The following is a 16825-nucleotide window of genomic DNA, read 5'->3' as shown; positions in this document are numbered from 1 at the left end:
ACAACCCCACTCAGACGCCGGATAGATGAAAGCAAGCCAAACACGGCATCAAAAACAGTATTGCAGAAAAGGGGGTAACCATAGATGTGGGAGCCGGGCTTGCCCGCGATGACGGTTTTCAATTTCAACATCATCATTGAATGACCGATCGCTATCGCGGGCAAGCCCGGCTCCCACAGGGGCGTGGTTTATTCGAACAACGCGTCGAGGGCCTGCTCCAGACGCGTCACCGCAATAATCTGCAACCCCGGCGGGGCCTCTTTGGGCGCATTGCCCTTGGGCACGATGGCGCGCTTGAAGCCGTGCTTGGCGGCTTCTTTCAGGCGCTCCTGCCCGCTAGGCACCGGGCGCACTTCGCCGGAAAGACCGACCTCGCCAAACACCAACAGATCATGCGGCAATGGCCGATTGCGCAGACTGGACATCACCGCCGCCATCAACGCCAGGTCAGAGGCAGTTTCCAGGACCTTCACCCCGCCAACCACGTTGAGGAACACGTCCTGATCGTGGGTCGGAATGCCGCCGTGACGGTGCAAGACCGCCAGCAACATCGCCAGACGATTCTGATCCAGCCCCAGCGTAACCCGGCGCGGATTGGCTAAATGGCTGTCGTCCACCAACGCCTGGACTTCCACCAGCATTGGCCGAGTGCCTTCCCACGTCGCCATGACCACACTGCCCGGGACTTCTTCCTGAGCGCGGGTGAGAAAAATCGCCGATGGATTGGAAACTTCTTTCAGGCCTTTGTCGGTCATGCCGAACACACCCAATTCGTTGACTGCGCCGAAACGGTTTTTTACCGCACGCAGCAATCGCAAACGCCCATCGGATTCGCCTTCGAAATACAGAACGGTGTCGACCATGTGCTCCAGCACGCGAGGACCAGCCAGTGCGCCTTCTTTAGTCACGTGGCCCACCAGGAAAATCGCGGTGCCGCTCTGCTTGGCATAACGCACCAGCAAAGCCGCGCTCTCGCGAACCTGGGAGACGCCGCCCGGCGCCGATTGCAGTTGTTCGGTGAAGATCGTCTGAATCGAGTCGATCACCATGACTTTGGGCTTTTCCAACCGGGCCGTGGCGATGATCGTTTCGATGCAGGTTTCGGTCATCACCCGCAGTTGATCCTGAGGCAAACCCAGCCGACGGGCGCGCATGGCCACTTGCTGCTGCGACTCTTCGCCGGTGACGTACAGCGCTGGCATGCTCTTGGCGAGGTTGCACAAGGTTTGCAGGAGGATGGTCGATTTACCGATGCCAGGATCACCACCGATCAATACGACCGACCCGTCGACCAAGCCACCACCCAGCACCCGATCGAGTTCGCTGGAGGCCGTGGAAAAGCGCGGAATTTCTTCAACACTGACTTCGGCCAGGGTCTTGATCTGGGCCTGTTGGCCGGTCCAGCCAGTGCGACCGCTCGGGGCGGCGGCGCCACCGCTTTCCACCATGGTTTCGGTCAGCGTGTTCCAGGCCCCGCACTCGCCGCACTGGCCAGCCCACTTGGGGAAGGTGGAGCCACACTCGGTGCAGCCGTACATGCGTTTGGCCTTGGCCATCTGAACCCCCGGCAAAAACCGCGATGATAGCTCAGCTGACGTCGTTCAGCGCATCGCTGCGGTGTGGATCTCATCGATGCTTATCGCACTTCCTGATTACCGGTGTTCTCGGCAACTTTTGGAGCGTTGAGTGTCGATACAGGAAACACTCAGCCTTGAATAAGCAACCTGCCAAAGATGCTCACCCACAATCAAGGCAGGCAGATGCCATTGCAACTTTAAAAATTGTCCAACTTTTCGCGCAGAAATTCCGAGAAAGATCTTTGTTTCGCTGAACGCCCCGATATTAAACCTATACAAACCTTGAGCTTTCAAACGCTAACCGTACAAGCTTCACCTTTAAATATCGCCTTGTTTCAATATATGCAAACAAGCCGTTGATCATTTGATAGAAGTCCTGATCCTACACACTTGTAACTGATTCGGATCGAACTATTAACGCTCTGCGAATGAAGCAGACCGGAAAATTTTACACCGCACGACCCCGTTACCGTCGGCGGTATAGAACCCAGTGTCGAAACCGCGAATATCACGCAAGTCTTGCGGTCAATGGTCGCCAGCGAACACCTCCACCCATGCCAGGTCGCCGAGGTCATCGGTCAGGATCACGGTGAAGGTCCATGGACGTCGGTGCCACGCATGACAGCACGCGCTTTCAAACTAAATGCCGACAGGCAGGTCGATTACCTCGAGCATTGTAATTCGGTGTTTCGAGCAAGAGCTGCCGCGCTGATTTACACTGCGTTCACCAACCTCATCTGTAACAGGGAAATAACCTATGGGCGTGATAAGTGAGTTCAAGGCCTTCGCGGTCAAAGGTAACGTGATCGACATGGCGGTCGGCATCATCATCGGTGCAGCCTTCGGCAAGATCGTTACCTCGTTTGTCGGCGACGTGGTCATGCCACCCATTGGCTTGCTGATCGGCGGGGTGGACTTCAGTGATCTGGCCATTACGCTCAAGGCAGCCGAAGGCGATGCCCCGGCCGTGGTGTTGGCCTACGGCAAATTCATCCAGAGCTTGATTGACTTCATCATTGTCGCTTTCGCTATTTTCATGGGGATCAAAGCGATCAACCAACTGAAGCGCGAAGAGGCTGCTGCCCCATCGCTACCACCGGTTCCGAGCAAGGAGGAAGAGTTGTTGAGCGAGATCCGTGATCTGCTCAAGGCCCAGAACAATCAGCCCTGAACGCTGGTTACATTTAAAAACGGCGCCCGTGAGGCGCCGTTTTTTTACCAAAAGTTTTCCACAGCCACCTGGCCTGGTCGTCTGCTGAGGCTCAGGTGCATGTCACGCTGTTTGAGCAGCTTGCGCGTGTCATCGATCATCTGCGGGTTACCGCAGAGCATGACCCGCGAGTGCTCGGGGGTCAGCGCCACGCCTGCTGCCCGCTCCAGTTCGCCATTTTCGATCAGCGTAGTGATCCGCCCGCTCAGGGCGCCGGGGTGTTGTTCGCGAGTGACGGTGGCGATGAACTGCAATTTGCGGGCGTTTTCGGCCAGATAGTCGCGCTGCCCCAACTCGGCGATCAACGCCTGATACGCCAGCTCCCGGGCTTCGCGCACGCTGTAGACGAGGATAATGCGTTCGAACCTTTCCCAGACCTCAAAGTCTTGCAGGATAGACAGAAACGGGGCAATGCCGGTACCTGTGGATAACAGCCACAGATCACGCCCATCGACAAAACGATCAGGGGTCAAGTAGCCAAAGGCCTGGCGGTCGACCAGCAACGTATCGCCGGCCTCCAGGCGACTCAGCTCGCTGGTGAACTCCCCGCCCGGCACGACAATGGAGAAGAACTCGAGAAATTCGTCATGGGGTGCAGAAACCATGGAATAAGCACGCCAGACTGTACTGCCATCGGCCTTGGTAACGCCTAATCGGGCGAACTGCCCTGCCCTGAAACGAAAACCCGAATCCCGGGTAGCCCGCAAGGTAAACAGGTTCGGGGTCAACGGCTGGACGTCGAGCAAGGTTTGGCGGGTGAACTTATCGGCGCTGGCGGTCATGGGTCGCTCCATTGGACTGACCTGGCCAGTGTCGCGCAAAGCAGACGATGTAAACACCGGTGATTTGTAGTGTCTTTGAAAAGGAGATCTCTTGTTATTGATATAGCCTGACTATATGTTGCTAGAGGCATACACCGACTCGTACAAAAAACGACACATTGAATGATGCACGCCATGTGACTTAGTTGTACTAGCTGTACAACTTCTAAGAACCGAACATACAGCTCAGAAAATTTTCAAGAACAAAATAATTGCAGCATATGTGTAGGATTGCTCCTACACTCGGCACGTGCTGGATCACGGATCCAATTTACACCCCAAAGATATCCGCATGGAGCTGCTGCAATGGAGATGTGGAAGGAATCACAGTTAAGACAGATATCCGATGCCAAGGAAATAAATTCTGCGTATGACGTTTCACTCAATCTCGTTCAGAGTCTTGGCTTCACCTTCTGTGCTTTTTCAATTACATCCCCCGCAGAAGCGCATCATCTCGACACAGTAAGTTTTAATAACTACCCGCTCGAATGGAATACGAAATATCACCACGACCATTTCGGTGACATAGATCCAATACGGAAACATTGCAATCAATCAGAACTGCCGATTCTTTGGGAGGATGAGCTTTTCTCAAAGGCGCCTCAGCTCCGGCAGGCGCAAAAAACACTAGGCTTGCAGTATGGCTGGTCACAATCGATTCATGACGGCAACGGTCTTCGCAGCATGTTTAGCCTGGCCAGAAGCAACAACCCGATCACGGCCTATGAATTGTATGAAAATCTGGGTTACGCCATTTTCATCAACCACCAATTGCATCGGCACGTAGCGCAAAAACTGCGTCATTGCCGGCCGGGCGCATGCGTCCCTCATTTGTCGACACGTGAAATCGAAATTCTCAGATTGTCGGCCGACGGCAAGACGGCTTATGAATGCTCCAGAATTCTCAGCATCAGTGAACGCACCATCAATTTCCACGTGCACAGTGCAATCCAGAAATTTGGCGTGAACAACAAGATTGCAGCGGTGATAAAGGCTGTGAGGACGGGGGCCATCTGAGTTCACGCCACGCCAGGAAAACCTGCGAGTAATCCAGCAGAAAAAAACGTACCATTTGCGGTCCCCTGAGTGATGTCGTGTATAACTTCACGACGCAGTGCACTCAGACGGCCCAGCCCGCGACAACGCCTCCGGCAGCGGGACACCACACTCGTTGATTACCCAGAGCCTCGCCTCATGCCCCTGCTCGAAACGCCCTTCGCCCAACTCGATCTGATCCGTCAACCAGAACAGCAGAATGAACCGCTGCAAGCTTTCGATGCAGCCGACGAATACCTGCTCAACCATCTCGCCGAACAACATCCTTCGGCCGAAACTCGGGTACTGGTGCTGAACGATAGTTTTGGCGCATTGGCCGCCAGCCTCGCGGGCAAGGTCCGGGTGATCAGCAGTGGCGACTCGTTTCTGGCGTTTCAGGGGCTGGAAAAAAATCTGATCCGTAACAACCAGGCGTTTGACGCCGTACCGAGCGTGCCCGCCAGCGAAGCGTTCAACGGCCCGTTTGACCGGGTATTGATCCGGGTGCCGAAAACCCTGGCGCTGCTGGAAGAACAGCTTATTCGCCTGCAAGGCCAGTTGGCGCCGGGCGCACAGGTGATTGCTGCGGCGATGATCAAGCATCTGCCACGTGCTGCCGGTGATCTGCTTGAACGCTACATCGGCCCGGTGCAAGCCTCTTTGGCGGTGAAAAAGGCCCGGCTATTGATCGCCACCCCAGAAACAAAAGCCCCTGTCGTGTCCCCCTACCCTTCGCGCTATCAACTCGATGAACCGGCCATTGAACTGCTGAACCACGCCAATGTGTTTTGCCGCGAAGGACTGGACATCGGCACCCGGGCCTTTCTGCCACACCTGCCAAAGAACCTCGGCACTGCGCGAGTCGCGGACCTCGGTTGCGGTAACGGCGTGCTGGCCATCGCCAGTGCGCTGCAAAACCCTCAGGCGCAGTACACGCTGGTGGACGAGTCGTTCATGGCGGTGCAATCGGCCACTGAAAACTGGCGCGCGGCGCTCGGTGACAGAGAAGTCATTGTGCGGGCCGGCGATGGCCTCGCGGGGCAGGAATCTCAATCCCTGGACGTGGTGCTGTGCAATCCGCCGTTCCATCAGCAACAAGTCGTCGGCGACTTCCTCGCCTGGCGCATGTTCCAGCAGGCCCGAGAGGCGCTGGTGGTGGGCGGTGCGCTGTATATCGTAGGCAACCGTCACTTGGGTTACCACAGCAAGCTTGCCCGACTGTTCCGTGGTGTAGAGCAAGTGGCCGCCACGCCAAAATTCGTGATTCTCAAAGCCCGCAAATAAACATTGGCAAAAAAACCCTCCGCGCAGGAGGGTTGTAAATCCGTGCCCCAAGGCAACGGGATGGGATCTTTAGTGCGTGGTCAGGCCTGCAGCATTCATGAACATGCGCATCAGGCTGGCCACGATAAACAGGGCGCCGACGCTACCGGTCCAGATCAGGGCCAGCCAGCCGAGCCGCTGCCACAGCGGTTTTTTTTCGGCTTCTTCGATGTCGTGCAGGGAATGTTTGCCGGTCATGCATCGATCCTCAGTAGATCGATGGCGCCGCTGAGGGCGCCATCGTCGGAACGCCGCCCGGAGCAGGCTCGCTCCCACAGTGTTAGTGATAACCGTCTTCATGGGTCACCTTGCCGCGGAACACATAGTAGCTCCAGAAGGTGTAACCCAGGATGAACGGGATGATGAACAACGTACCCACCAGCATGAACCCCTGGCTTTGCGGCGGTGAAGCCGCGTCCCAGATCGAGATCGACGGTGGCACGATATTCGGCCACAGACTGATGCCCAGACCGCTGTAGCCTAGGAAGATCAGCACCAGCGTTAGCAGGAACGGCGTGTAGTGCGCATGGCGGGCAACGGCGCGGATCAAACCGTACATCGTCGCCAGCACCAGAATCGGCACGGGCATGAACCAGAACAGATTAGGCAGCGTGAACCAGCGAGCGGAAATCTCAGGGTGAGTCAATGGCGTCCAGATGCTGACGATACCGATCACCGCCAACACCACGAGGGCCAGCGGCCGGGCCAGGCCGTACATTTTCTTCTGCAGTTCGCCTTCGGTCTTCATGATCAGCCAGGTGCAACCGAGCAGCGCATAAGCCACCACCAACGCCAAGCCGCAAAACAGTGTGAACGGTGTCAGCCAGTCCAGTGATCCACCGGCGAACTGACGATTGACCACCGGCAACCCATCAATGAAGGCCCCCAATGCCACCCCCTGGAAGAAGGTCGCGGTGACGGAGCCACCGATAAAGGCCATGTCCCAGAGGTGACGCTTATCGTCCTTGGCCTTGAAGCGAAACTCGAATGCCACGCCACGGAAGATCAGCCCGATCAGCATCAGGATCAGCGGCAGGTACAGCGCCGAGAGCACCACTGAATAAGCCAGCGGAAACGCGCCAAACAACGCAGCGCCGCCCAGTACCAGCCAGGTTTCGTTACCGTCCCACACCGGGGCGACGGTGTTCATCATCACGTCACGGTCGGTCTTGCCCGGGATGAACGGGAAGAGAATTCCGATCCCGAGGTCGAAACCGTCCATGACCACGTACATCATGATGCCGAAGATGATGATCACGGCCCAGATCAGCGGAAGATCAATACCCATGGTTCAAATCTCCTTGGTCAGGCTGGGGCCGTGGTCACTGGCACCATCATCGTCAGCGGCGGACAGCGGACGGGCCGGCGTACGTTTCTGGCCTGGACCACCGTCATTGGTTTCCTTGCCTTCGTCGATCTTCGGCCCTTTGCGCACCAGGCGCATCATGTAGCCCAGACCGGTGCCGAACAGCGCGAAATACACCACAACGAACAGAATCAGCGTGATGCTCATCTGCATGAAACTATGGTGGGATGAAGCGTCCGCCGTACGCATCAGACCGTAGACCACCCACGGCTGACGACCGATTTCGGTGGTAAACCAACCCGCGAGGATCGCGATCAGGCCAGATGGCCCCATCCACAACGCCAGGTAAAGGAACGGCCGCGAGGTGTACAGCCGGTCACGCTTGCGCAGCAACAGGCTGCACAAACCGGTGAAAATCATCAGCAGGCCCATGCCGACCATGATTCGGAACGACCAGAACACAATGGTCGAATTGGGCCGGTCTTCAGGCGGGAACTCCTTGAGCGCTGGCACTTGCTTGTCCAGCGAGTGGGTGAGAATCAGGCTGCCCAGATACGGAATCTCGACGGCGAATCTGGTTTTCTCTTCTTTCATGTCCGGCCAGCCGAACAGGATCAGCGGAGTCGGCTCATCACCGTGATTTTCCCAGTGCCCTTCAATCGCAGCGATTTTCGCCGGCTGATACTTGAGAGTATTGAGACCGTGGAAGTCACCGATGACGGCTTGAATCGGTGCCACGATCAACGCCATCCACATGGCCATCGACAGCATCGTGCGGATGGCCGGGTTGTCCTTGCCGCGCAGCAAGTGCCAGGCCGCCGAAGATCCGACGAAAAACGCCGTGGCCACGAACGCCGCCGTTGCCATGTGCAGAAGTCGATAGGGGAACGAAGGGTTGAAGATCACCGCCAGCCAGTCGGTGGGGATCACCTGGCCATTAATGATTTCGAAACCCTGCGGTGTTTGCATCCAGCTGTTGGAGGCCAAAATCCAGAAGGTCGAGATCAGTGTGCCGATGGCCACCATGACCGTGGCGAAGAAGTGCAAATTGCGTCCGACCTTGTTCCAGCCGAACAGCATGACGCCCAGGAAACCGGCTTCGAGGAAGAAGGCTGTCAGCACCTCGTACGTCAGCAATGGCCCGGTCACCGAACCGGCGAAGTCCGAAAAGCGGCTCCAGTTGGTGCCGAATTGATAAGCCATCACCAGCCCGGAGACCACGCCCATGCCGAAGTTGACGGCAAAGATTTTCGACCAGAAATGGTACAGGTCGCGGTATGTGTCGTTATGGGTTTTCAGCCACAAGCCTTCGAGCACCGCCAGGTAACTCGCCAGGCCAATGGTGATGGCAGGGAACAGGATGTGAAACGAGATAGTAAACGCGAACTGAATTCGGGCGAGATCAAGTGCCTCTAAACCGAACATAAGTCTTCCTCTGTCAGGTAATACGGCTGCTGGCTGGAAGCCTGCACCCAACGGCCCCCACGGTTATGGAGTGCGGCGAATTCGAATTCGTTCTTTTTTTAACAGCATCACAACGCAGGGAGTCTGGCCGGATGGCCGTCGGATCAATTCCTTTTGGTGTTTTGATCTGGATCAATCAATGTTGAAAGAGTAGTCCCATTTCCGGCCATGACCCGCGTGGTCTTTTGCCGCGTGACAACTTGCCCCATGACCTTGGACATGCGTCGCAATACGTTCCCTGTGGGAGAGTTGGGCATTTTCGGGATCGGTATCTAGCTAACTAAATTTTTGGTGGCTGCAACTTCTGGTTACAGGTTGGTGATAATCTCGCCCTTCCCCCCTCCTAGATTTCCCCGCAGATGCCCAGCCAAGAGCCCTTGCTGTTACGTCACCACCGTCCTTTCATCGCTTTCTGGCTGGCTCGGGTGTTTACCGCCAGTGGTTTTCAGATGCTCACGGTGGCTATTGGCTGGAACCTGTATCAACTGACCGGTAACGTGCTCGATCTGGGTCTGGTCGGATTGGTGGAATTTGCGCCGCGCGTGCTGTTCATGCTGCACACCGGACACGTCGCGGACCGCTATGACCGGCGTAAAGTCGCGGCGATTTGCCAGTCCCTGCAAGCGCTGATTGCCTTGTCGCTGGCCATTGGCAGTGCCACCGATCATGTCACCCGGGAGATGATCTTCATCCTTGCGTTCCTGCTCGGTGCTGCGCGTTCATTTGAAATGCCCACTACTCAAGCCCTGTTACCGAGCATCGTGCCCAGCGCGCTGTTTCCCCGCGCCGTGGCCGCCGCACAGTCGGCACAACAATCGGCCACCATTGTCGCCCCGGCGCTCGGTGGTTTGCTGTATGCCTTCGGCAGTGTCTGGGTGTATGGCCCGACGGTGATTATCTACATCATCGCCTGCGTATTAATGCTCAACCTGCCGGCCCGACAAACGCCGCTGAACAAGGGCAAGGCGACGCTGGATTCATTGCTGGCAGGCATCCGCTTCATTCGCAGTCGCCCGGACATTCTCGGGGCGATCTCTCTGGACCTGTTTGCAGTCTTGCTCGGTGGCGCGACGGCGCTGCTGCCAGTGTTTGCCAAGGACATCCTGCTCACAGGTCCGTGGGGGCTGGGCCTGCTGCGTTCCGCACCGGCAGTCGGCGCGTTATTGATGTCGTTGTTCCTGGCTCGATATGCGGTTGAGCGCAACGTCGGACGGGTAATGTTCACGGCGGTGGGTGTGTTCGGCGTGGCCACCATCGCCTTCGGCCTCTCGACCTCGTTCTGGTTCTCGCTTGCGGTGCTGGTGGTGCTGGGCGCGGCAGACATGATCAGCATGGTGATCCGCGCCTCCTTCGTGCAGCTGGAAACCCCGGACGAAATGCGTGGCCGGGTCAGCGCCGTCAACGGCCTGTTCATCGGCGCGTCGAACCAATTGGGCGAGTTCGAATCCGGGCTGACGGCCCACTGGTTCGGCACCGTGCCAGCAGTGGTCATGGGCGGGATCGGCACCCTGGTGGTGACCGGGGTCTGGGTGAAACTGTTCCCAAGCCTGGCCAACCGCGACCGCATGCATGTGCCGGTGGAAGAAGTGAAGGTCTGAACCAAGTAGCTGGCATAAATTTGCCGACCAGGTGCAATACATAGATACCGCCTTCGGTGTAATGTATCGCCTTACACTCAACCCATGATCAAATCCTTTCAGCACAAGGGCCTTCGTGGCTTCTATGAAACAGGTTCGACTCGCGGGATTCGCGCAGACCATGCGAAGCGTCTGTCTCGAATGCTTCAGTTCATGGACCGGGCAGCACTACCCGGCGACCTCGATATTCCGGGATGGCGGCTGCATCCACTCAGAGGGCAATTGGCCGAATTCTGGTCACTGAGTGTTTCAGGGAACTGGCGAGTTGTTTTTCGGTTTATCGGTTCAGACATCGAACTGGTCGACTATCTGGACTACCACTGACAGGAGGCAGGCAATGCCCATGCACAACCCGCCACACCCTGGCGAAACTCTATTGATGGATGTCTTGCCCGAACTCGGCATCAGCGTTACAGAACTGGCCCGCCATCTGGGTTTTGCACGGCCGCACCTTTCTCGGGTATTGCATGGTCACGCGCCGATCAGCCCGGACTTGGCGGTGCGCCTGGAGCGAGCGGGAATTGGCAAGGCACGCATGTGGCTAGGGGTTCAGACCGATTTCGATCTCTGGCAAGCAGAACACCGCGAGCAACCGGCGATAGAACCCATTGCCATCCACGCCTGACATTTCCTATACCAGCAACTCCCCCGCCACCGCCGCACGTGTGGCTTTACCGCAGAGTTGTTCCACCAGCGTCAGGGCAAATGCCAAGGCGGCCCCGGAACCCTGGGCGGTCACGCAGTTGCCGTCGACCACTACCGGTTGGTCGACGAAGTTGCAGCCCAACAGCTGATGACTGGCCGAGGGCAGGCACGTCATGCGCCGCTGACGCAACACACCAAACTGTTGCAGCGCGACCGCCGGGGCTTCGGCGATACCCGCGAACAAGCGCCCGGCGGCGGCCTGATCCTTGATCAGTTGTTGCAGGGGTTGATGAGCGGCCAGGTGTTGTGCGCCAACGGCGCCGCCAGGCAACGCGATCAGGTCGAACGTCTGGGCCAGCAAATCCACCAGCATGGCATCGGCCGTCAGTCGCGTGCCACGGGCGCAGGTGAGCATGCGCCGCCCCTCGATGCTGGCCACCACCACTTCAACGTTGGCGCGGCGCAGCACATCGATCAGGGTCACTGTTTGCAGGTCATCAATGCCCTCGGCGAGGGTAATCAAAGCTCTAGAGGTCATGAGTGCAGTCCACAAGATGATCTTTAAAGCTTAGTCAGCTTTCCTCACGCTTGTTCGGGCGCAGCCGTTACTTGCTGCCGTTATTTGATATAGAGCTGCGTCGACAGGGTGTTGCCCGGCGCGTTGATCGAGGTATTGCTGAAGGTGAATACGCCGTTCTGCTTGCCGGCAAGGTCCAGGACATACAGGTACCCGACGGTTTTTCTACCGGCGGTGCACTCGGTCAGGTTACCGGTATCAAACGCACAGACCGGCGTGCGGGTGCCGTTCAGTTCAAAACCGTCCAGCGCCACAAATGCCTGACGTCCATAGCCGACTTCCAACACATAGACCTTGATACTCGGGCCGCTGTGGTCGCAGCGCGTCTGTTCCTGCCCCTCGGCAATGTCTTCAAAACCACACCCTGGCGATTCGACCTTGAGCACTTTCAGCTGGCTCAACGGTGGCGCCATCGCGGCGCAGGCGTTTTGCGCGCCCAGCAACAAGGCAAATACGACGCCAATCACGGCGATCACAGGCTTTTTCATGCAATACATAGCGTCTCCCAAAACCGGCGCGCAGTATGGCTCACTTCACTTGACGGCAAAACATCGACGACGATCGCAGCCATAAGCAGCCATAACCCCACGCGACTGGTATGATGCGCGGCTTTTTCCGGCCCACTGTAATTTCCCAGGCGCGTTCAGCGGTCTGTGCTTTGCTGTTGAGGTCGATACATTCACGGCGCCGGGCGCGCCACGGGGAGCGGACATGCTGGAAAGGCTGTTTCAACTCAGAGCACACAACACCAACGTGCGGACCGAGATTCTGGCGGGCGTCACGACTTTCTTGGCCATGGCCTACATTCTGTTCGTCAACCCGAGCATCATCGGCGAGACCGGCATGGACAAGGGCGCGGTGTTCGTGGCCACCTGTCTGGCCGCGGCCTTTGGCTCCACAATGATGGGCCTGATCGCCAACTACCCGATCGCGCTGGCGCCGGGCATGGGCCTCAACGCCTTCTTCTCCTACACCGTGGTCCTGCACATGGGCCATACCTGGCAAGTGGCGCTGGGCGCGGTGTTCATCTCGGCGGTGTGCTTCTTCCTGCTGTCGATCTTCCGCATCCGCGAATGGATCATCTACAGCATCCCCTTGCCGCTGCGCTCGGCGATTGCGGCCGGTATCGGCCTGTTCCTGGCGCTGATCGCCCTGCACAACGCCGGCATCGTAGTCAGCAACCCGGCGACCATGGTCGGCCTCGGTGACCTGAAACAACCGGCGCCGATTCTCGCAACCCTGGGTTTTGCCCTGATTGTTGCCCTCGAAGCGCTGAAAGTGCGCGGAGCGGTGCTGATCGGCATTCTGGTGGTGACCATCATTTCGATCGTGATGGGCTTCACCCCGTTCGGCGGCGTGATGTCGATGCCGCCCTCCCTGGCCCCGACCTTCTTGCAACTGGACATCAAAGGTGCACTCGACATCGGTCTGATCAGCGTGATTTTCGCCTTCCTGTTTGTTGACCTGTTCGACAACTCCGGCACCCTGATCGGCGTCGCCAAGCGCGCCGGCCTGATGGATAAGGACGGCCGGATGCCGAAAATGGGTCGCGCGCTGGTCGCCGACAGTACCGCGGCCATGGCCGGCTCGCTGTTGGGCACCTCGACCACTACGAGCTATATCGAATCCGCAGCTGGCGTGAGTGCCGGTGGCCGCACCGGCCTGACCGCCGTTGTGGTGGCGCTTCTGTTCCTGCTGGCGCTGTTTTTCTCGCCATTGGCCTCCAGCGTTCCGGCATTCGCCACGGCACCGGCCCTGTTGTTCGTCGCCGTACTGATGACCTCCGGCCTGGCCGAAATAGAATGGGACGACATCACCGTTGCCGCACCGGTCGTGATCACCGCGCTGGCCATGCCGTTTACATATTCCATCGCCAACGGCATCGCCTTCGGTTTCATTTCCTGGACCGCGATCAAGCTGCTGTCCGGGCGTACCCGTGACCTGAACCCGGCGCTGGTGATTCTGTCGATTCTGTTCGTGATCAAGCTGGGTTGGTTCAACGCATGACTTTTGATTCCCAGGCCTACGCCGTTCAGCTCGAAGAAAAGGTCACGCGCCTGCGTGACCTGCTGGCCCCGTTCGATGCGCCAGAACCTGTGGTGTTCGACTCACCGCTGCAAAACTTTCGCCTGCGCGCCGAATTCCGCCTGTGGCGTGAAGCCGGTGAGCGGCACTACGCGATGTTTTCCCAGGAAGACAAACGTACGCCGATCCTGATCGAAGAATTTCCAATCGCCAGCGTGCGCATCAATCAGTTGATGCCACAGCTCAAAGCGGCATGGAAAGCCAGTGCGGCGCTGAGCCACAAGCTGTTTCAGGTGGAGTTTCTGACCACCCTGGCCGGCGATGCGATGATCACCCTGTGCTATCACCGCCCGCTGGACGAGCATTGGCATGCAGCCGCCACGAAACTGGCGGCTGACCTGAACGTCAGTATCATCGGTCGCTCGAAAGGCAAACGCGAAGTAATCGGTCACGACTATGTAGTCGAGAGGCTCGATGTCGGCGGTCGCACTTTCAGCTATCGCCAGCCGGAAGGCGCGTTCACCCAGCCCAACGGCACCGTGAACCAGAAGATGCTCAACTGGGCTTACGAGGCATTGGGCGATCGCAGCGACGATTTGCTGGAGTTGTACTGCGGCAACGGCAACTTCACCCTGCCGCTCGCCACTCGCGTACGCAAAGTGCTGGCCACCGAAATCAGCAAGACCTCGGTCAACGCAGCCCTGAGCAACCTCAGCGAAAACGCCGTGAATAACGTTACGTTGGTGCGTCTGTCCGCTGAAGAGCTGACCGAAGCGCTGAACGAGGTCCGCCCGTTCCGTCGCCTGCACGGCATCGACCTCAAGAGCTACGAGTTCGGTAGCGTATTCGTCGACCCGCCCCGTGCCGGCATGGACCCGGACACCTGCGAGTTGACCCGACGCTTCGACAACATCCTCTACATCTCCTGCAACCCGGAAACGCTGGCGGCGAACATCGCCCAGCTGCATGACACGCATCGCATCACTCAGTGCGCGATGTTTGACCAGTTCCCGTGGACGCATCACATGGAATCCGGGGTGTTGTTGACCCGCCGTTGATTGCAGTTGCCTGTACAAATCAGCCGTCATGACGACGGCTTTTTTGTGGGCGAATCAAAGAGCCGAATCCGCCTTGCGCGGGCGCCCGCCCTTTTTGCCATTGGCCCGCGCAGCCTCGGCCTTGGCAACACTGCTCTGACGACCATTGCGCGCGGCGATGACTGAAGACGCCATGTCCATCAGTGGCTTGCTCGCTGAAATCAATCCAGCGATGGACACCTGTAAATCCCTGCCTTCATGGCAGAGCGCGGTTCCCGAAAAACCGACCTTCAAATCAACGAAGTCCCCATCGTCAAAGCCATCAAACTCCGGGTAGTTCTTCGCCGGTAGCAGGACGCCACTGCCGTCCTCAAAGCCGATGACCAGGCAATGTCCTGACCATGTCACTGCTGTGGCATTCAAACCGCTACGGCGACTCAATTCGCCTCGCTGAATCGCCTGATCCAGTGATTCTTCCGTGACGGGGCGATCCGCCTGAATGCTCGCCTGTATGGTTTTCATAATTCGATTTCCACTCCCTCCACAGCCCCCAACAGGGCCAACAACGTTTTGTTCGCTTCGGCTTCGTAACTGGCCGAGCCAATCAGGTAGGTCGTGCTGGCAATACGTTTCATCACCACCACTTCATTGCCCTCCCAATCCCACAACTGATTATCAAGGCAAGCTGTGCGCAATTTGCTCCACCAGATGCCACGTGCTCGCCGTAAATGCGCCGGTTGCCGCAGCGCCTGACGCAATCCCTCCAACACCGCTGAAGGGGGGCGCTGCGAATGAGGGACGACATCCCACAGCTCCACGCCGTTGTGCCAGAAACTGAATTTGAAGCGTGCGCTCCACGTTCGGGCATCAACGTGAACATGAGGCGGGCAATGTTCATCGCGCAGCATGACGACCAATGAAAAGCCCTTGTAGCGACATACATTCATGCTAACCCATCCGTTAGGTTATAGAGTACAAAGATTCTCCTTTCCTTGAAGAACCCGATGACAGGTGCTGATCCGTTTGATGATCAATCCGACTTTCAGACTAGCGCTTGAGCACTTTTTGACTGCCCGATTACCGCGCCAAATAGTAAGCAATCCTTTCACCACACCTGCAAAAAGCCGCCGCTTCTGTTGAGTACTGCCACGACGATTTCATCTAAAGTGACGCCATTGAGTTCCTCATTTGATCCCCGGTGTAATCAATCATGCAGCGAGTCTTCGATGATCTTCAGCTGGGCAGTATCGAACTGTTTTGCCTGGCGGCCGAGGCCGGGAGCTTTACCGCTGCCGCGCTGGTGGCGGGTGTGACCCCGGCCGCCGTCAGCCGTTCGGTATCGCGCATGGAAGAACGCCTGGGCGTGCGGCTGTTCGCGCGCACCACCCGTAGCGTGAAGTTGACCGACAGTGGCCGCCGGTATTACGAAGAATGTCGTCAGGCATTGGCACAACTGGTCGAGGCGCAACGCGAGGTCATGGGCCAGCAGCAGCAACCGTCCGGCACGTTGCGGATCAGTATCCCAACGACGTATGCACACCACCGGATCTTGCCGTTGCTACCGGCGTTTCGGGCGCGCTTTCCCGAGGTAAAGGTCGAGTCGCACATCAGCAATCGCAATATCGATTTCGTTGGCGAGGGCTATGACATGGCCATCCGCGTACGAGCAATTCCGGACTCAGGCTTGATCGCCCGACATCTGGAGGACGCTGCGTTGGTGCTGATCGCCAGTCCCGATTACCTAATGCGAGCGGGCGTTCCACAAACCCTGGACGACCTGGCGCAACACGAATGCATTCAATACGAACTGCCCAGCAGCGGCCGGCGAATTGCCTGGTTGTTCAATGACAACGGCACACCGCGGGAGATTCTCGCCGAGGGCAATCTCAGCTGCTCCGACGATGTGCTCGGCGGCGTGACCCTGGCCAAACACGGGGCAGGACTGTTTCAGACGTACCGGTTTATCGTCGAAAACGAACTGGCCGATGGCTCGCTGGTGGAGGTGTTGAAGCCGTACAACGGACGTTCGCGACCGTTCACGTTGCTGTATCCGCAAAGCCGCCATGTGCCCCTGAAGTTGCGCGCCTTTATCGATTTCCTGATTGAGCATCTGCCCCGATAAACGCCGAAACTGTCCGATCACCGCCCACAAATCACGACCGAAACAT

General features: G+C 57.8%; 18 protein-coding genes. 9 read left to right on the top strand and 9 right to left on the bottom strand.

Features of this window, described 5'->3' with window-relative positions; genetic code table 11:
* Positions 1–188 precede the first annotated feature (188 nt).
* The gene (gene radA, locus J2Y56_RS22380; RefSeq protein WP_007946583.1) at positions 189–1556 is read right to left on the bottom strand and encodes a DNA repair protein RadA; all 1368 of its coding nucleotides are present in this window, start codon (positions 1554–1556) and stop codon (positions 189–191) included.
* 778 nt (positions 1557–2334) lie between these two features.
* Here radA and mscL point away from each other — a divergent pair.
* Entirely contained in the window at positions 2335–2748 is a 414-nt protein-coding gene (gene mscL, locus J2Y56_RS22375; protein ID WP_007946584.1) for a large-conductance mechanosensitive channel protein MscL, read from the top strand.
* 44 nt (positions 2749–2792) lie between these two features.
* On the opposite strand, the gene J2Y56_RS22370 is transcribed toward mscL, so the two are convergent.
* Complete coding sequence (locus J2Y56_RS22370; protein ID WP_310352785.1) at positions 2793–3569, bottom strand: ferredoxin--NADP reductase; 777 nt, start codon at positions 3567–3569, stop codon at positions 2793–2795.
* 345 nt (positions 3570–3914) lie between these two features.
* Here J2Y56_RS22370 and J2Y56_RS22365 point away from each other — a divergent pair, with 345 nt between their 5' ends.
* A complete protein-coding gene (locus J2Y56_RS22365; RefSeq protein WP_007946587.1) occupies positions 3915–4625 on the top strand; it encodes an autoinducer binding domain-containing protein in 711 nt (236 codons plus the stop codon).
* A 177-nt stretch (positions 4626–4802) separates the two neighbouring features.
* Positions 4803–5927, top strand: coding sequence for a class I SAM-dependent methyltransferase (locus J2Y56_RS22360; protein WP_007946588.1), 1125 nt, complete (start codon positions 4803–4805; stop codon positions 5925–5927).
* Between the two features lie 69 nt (positions 5928–5996).
* Here the strand turns inward: J2Y56_RS22360 and J2Y56_RS22355 are convergent, their stop codons facing one another.
* From J2Y56_RS22355 to J2Y56_RS22345, 3 genes are all read right to left on the bottom strand, one after another.
* Positions 5997–6164: a DUF2474 domain-containing protein gene (locus tag J2Y56_RS22355; protein ID WP_310352781.1), complete on the bottom strand. Its 168-nt coding sequence runs from the start codon at positions 6162–6164 to the stop codon at positions 5997–5999.
* Between the two features lie 82 nt (positions 6165–6246).
* A complete protein-coding gene (gene cydB / locus J2Y56_RS22350; RefSeq protein WP_310352779.1) occupies positions 6247–7254 on the bottom strand; it encodes a cytochrome d ubiquinol oxidase subunit II in 1008 nt (335 codons plus the stop codon).
* Between the two features lie 3 nt (positions 7255–7257).
* Complete coding sequence (locus J2Y56_RS22345) at positions 7258–8697, bottom strand: cytochrome ubiquinol oxidase subunit I (RefSeq protein ID WP_007946594.1); 1440 nt, start codon at positions 8695–8697, stop codon at positions 7258–7260.
* Between the two features lie 398 nt (positions 8698–9095).
* Between J2Y56_RS22345 and J2Y56_RS22340 the strand changes: the two genes are divergently transcribed.
* From J2Y56_RS22340 to J2Y56_RS22330, 3 genes are all read left to right on the top strand, one after another.
* Positions 9096–10334 (top strand): MFS transporter, encoded by a 1239-nt coding sequence (locus J2Y56_RS22340; RefSeq protein WP_150781663.1) that lies wholly within the window; start codon positions 9096–9098, stop codon positions 10332–10334.
* A gap of 84 nt (positions 10335–10418) precedes the next feature.
* Entirely contained in the window at positions 10419–10697 is a 279-nt protein-coding gene (locus J2Y56_RS22335) for a type II toxin-antitoxin system RelE/ParE family toxin (protein WP_081502801.1), read from the top strand.
* A gap of 13 nt (positions 10698–10710) precedes the next feature.
* The gene (locus J2Y56_RS22330) at positions 10711–10998 is read left to right on the top strand and encodes a HigA family addiction module antitoxin (protein ID WP_007946596.1); all 288 of its coding nucleotides are present in this window, start codon (positions 10711–10713) and stop codon (positions 10996–10998) included.
* A 6-nt stretch (positions 10999–11004) separates the two neighbouring features.
* On the opposite strand, the gene J2Y56_RS22325 is transcribed toward J2Y56_RS22330, so the two are convergent.
* Positions 11005–11556: a DJ-1 family glyoxalase III gene (locus tag J2Y56_RS22325; RefSeq protein WP_310337097.1), complete on the bottom strand. Its 552-nt coding sequence runs from the start codon at positions 11554–11556 to the stop codon at positions 11005–11007.
* A gap of 80 nt (positions 11557–11636) precedes the next feature.
* A complete protein-coding gene (locus tag J2Y56_RS22320) occupies positions 11637–12092 on the bottom strand; it encodes a DUF4879 domain-containing protein (RefSeq protein ID WP_007946598.1) in 456 nt (151 codons plus the stop codon).
* A 214-nt stretch (positions 12093–12306) separates the two neighbouring features.
* On the opposite strand from J2Y56_RS22320, the gene J2Y56_RS22315 reads away from it, so the two are divergent.
* Together J2Y56_RS22315 and trmA are read left to right on the top strand one after the other, a co-directional pair.
* The gene (locus J2Y56_RS22315) at positions 12307–13602 is read left to right on the top strand and encodes an NCS2 family permease (protein WP_150781666.1); all 1296 of its coding nucleotides are present in this window, start codon (positions 12307–12309) and stop codon (positions 13600–13602) included.
* The gene (gene trmA, locus J2Y56_RS22310; RefSeq protein WP_310352771.1) at positions 13599–14678 is read left to right on the top strand and encodes a tRNA (uridine(54)-C5)-methyltransferase TrmA; all 1080 of its coding nucleotides are present in this window, start codon (positions 13599–13601) and stop codon (positions 14676–14678) included. The genes J2Y56_RS22315 and trmA overlap by 4 nt, the downstream gene beginning before the upstream one ends.
* Before the next feature lie 54 nt (positions 14679–14732).
* Here the strand turns inward: trmA and J2Y56_RS22305 are convergent, their stop codons facing one another.
* Positions 14733–15179 carry a DUF2442 domain-containing protein gene (locus J2Y56_RS22305; RefSeq protein ID WP_007946602.1) on the bottom strand — a complete coding sequence of 149 codons (447 nt, stop codon included), beginning with the start codon at positions 15177–15179 and terminating at the stop codon, positions 14733–14735.
* Positions 15176–15604: a hypothetical protein gene (locus J2Y56_RS22300; RefSeq protein WP_007946603.1), complete on the bottom strand. Its 429-nt coding sequence runs from the start codon at positions 15602–15604 to the stop codon at positions 15176–15178. Before J2Y56_RS22300 ends, J2Y56_RS22305 begins: the two co-directional genes overlap by 4 nt.
* 263 nt (positions 15605–15867) lie before the next feature.
* Here J2Y56_RS22300 and J2Y56_RS22295 point away from each other — a divergent pair, with 263 nt between their 5' ends.
* Complete coding sequence (locus tag J2Y56_RS22295; protein ID WP_007946604.1) at positions 15868–16779, top strand: LysR family transcriptional regulator; 912 nt, start codon at positions 15868–15870, stop codon at positions 16777–16779.
* Positions 16780–16825 lie beyond the last annotated feature (46 nt).

This window comes from Pseudomonas sp. BE134, from assembly GCF_031456105.1.
Classification (GTDB): Bacteria; Pseudomonadota; Gammaproteobacteria; order Pseudomonadales; family Pseudomonadaceae; genus Aquipseudomonas.
The sequence above is the reverse complement of the archived record's forward strand: the minus strand, read 5'-3'. Positions and strand labels throughout refer to the sequence as shown.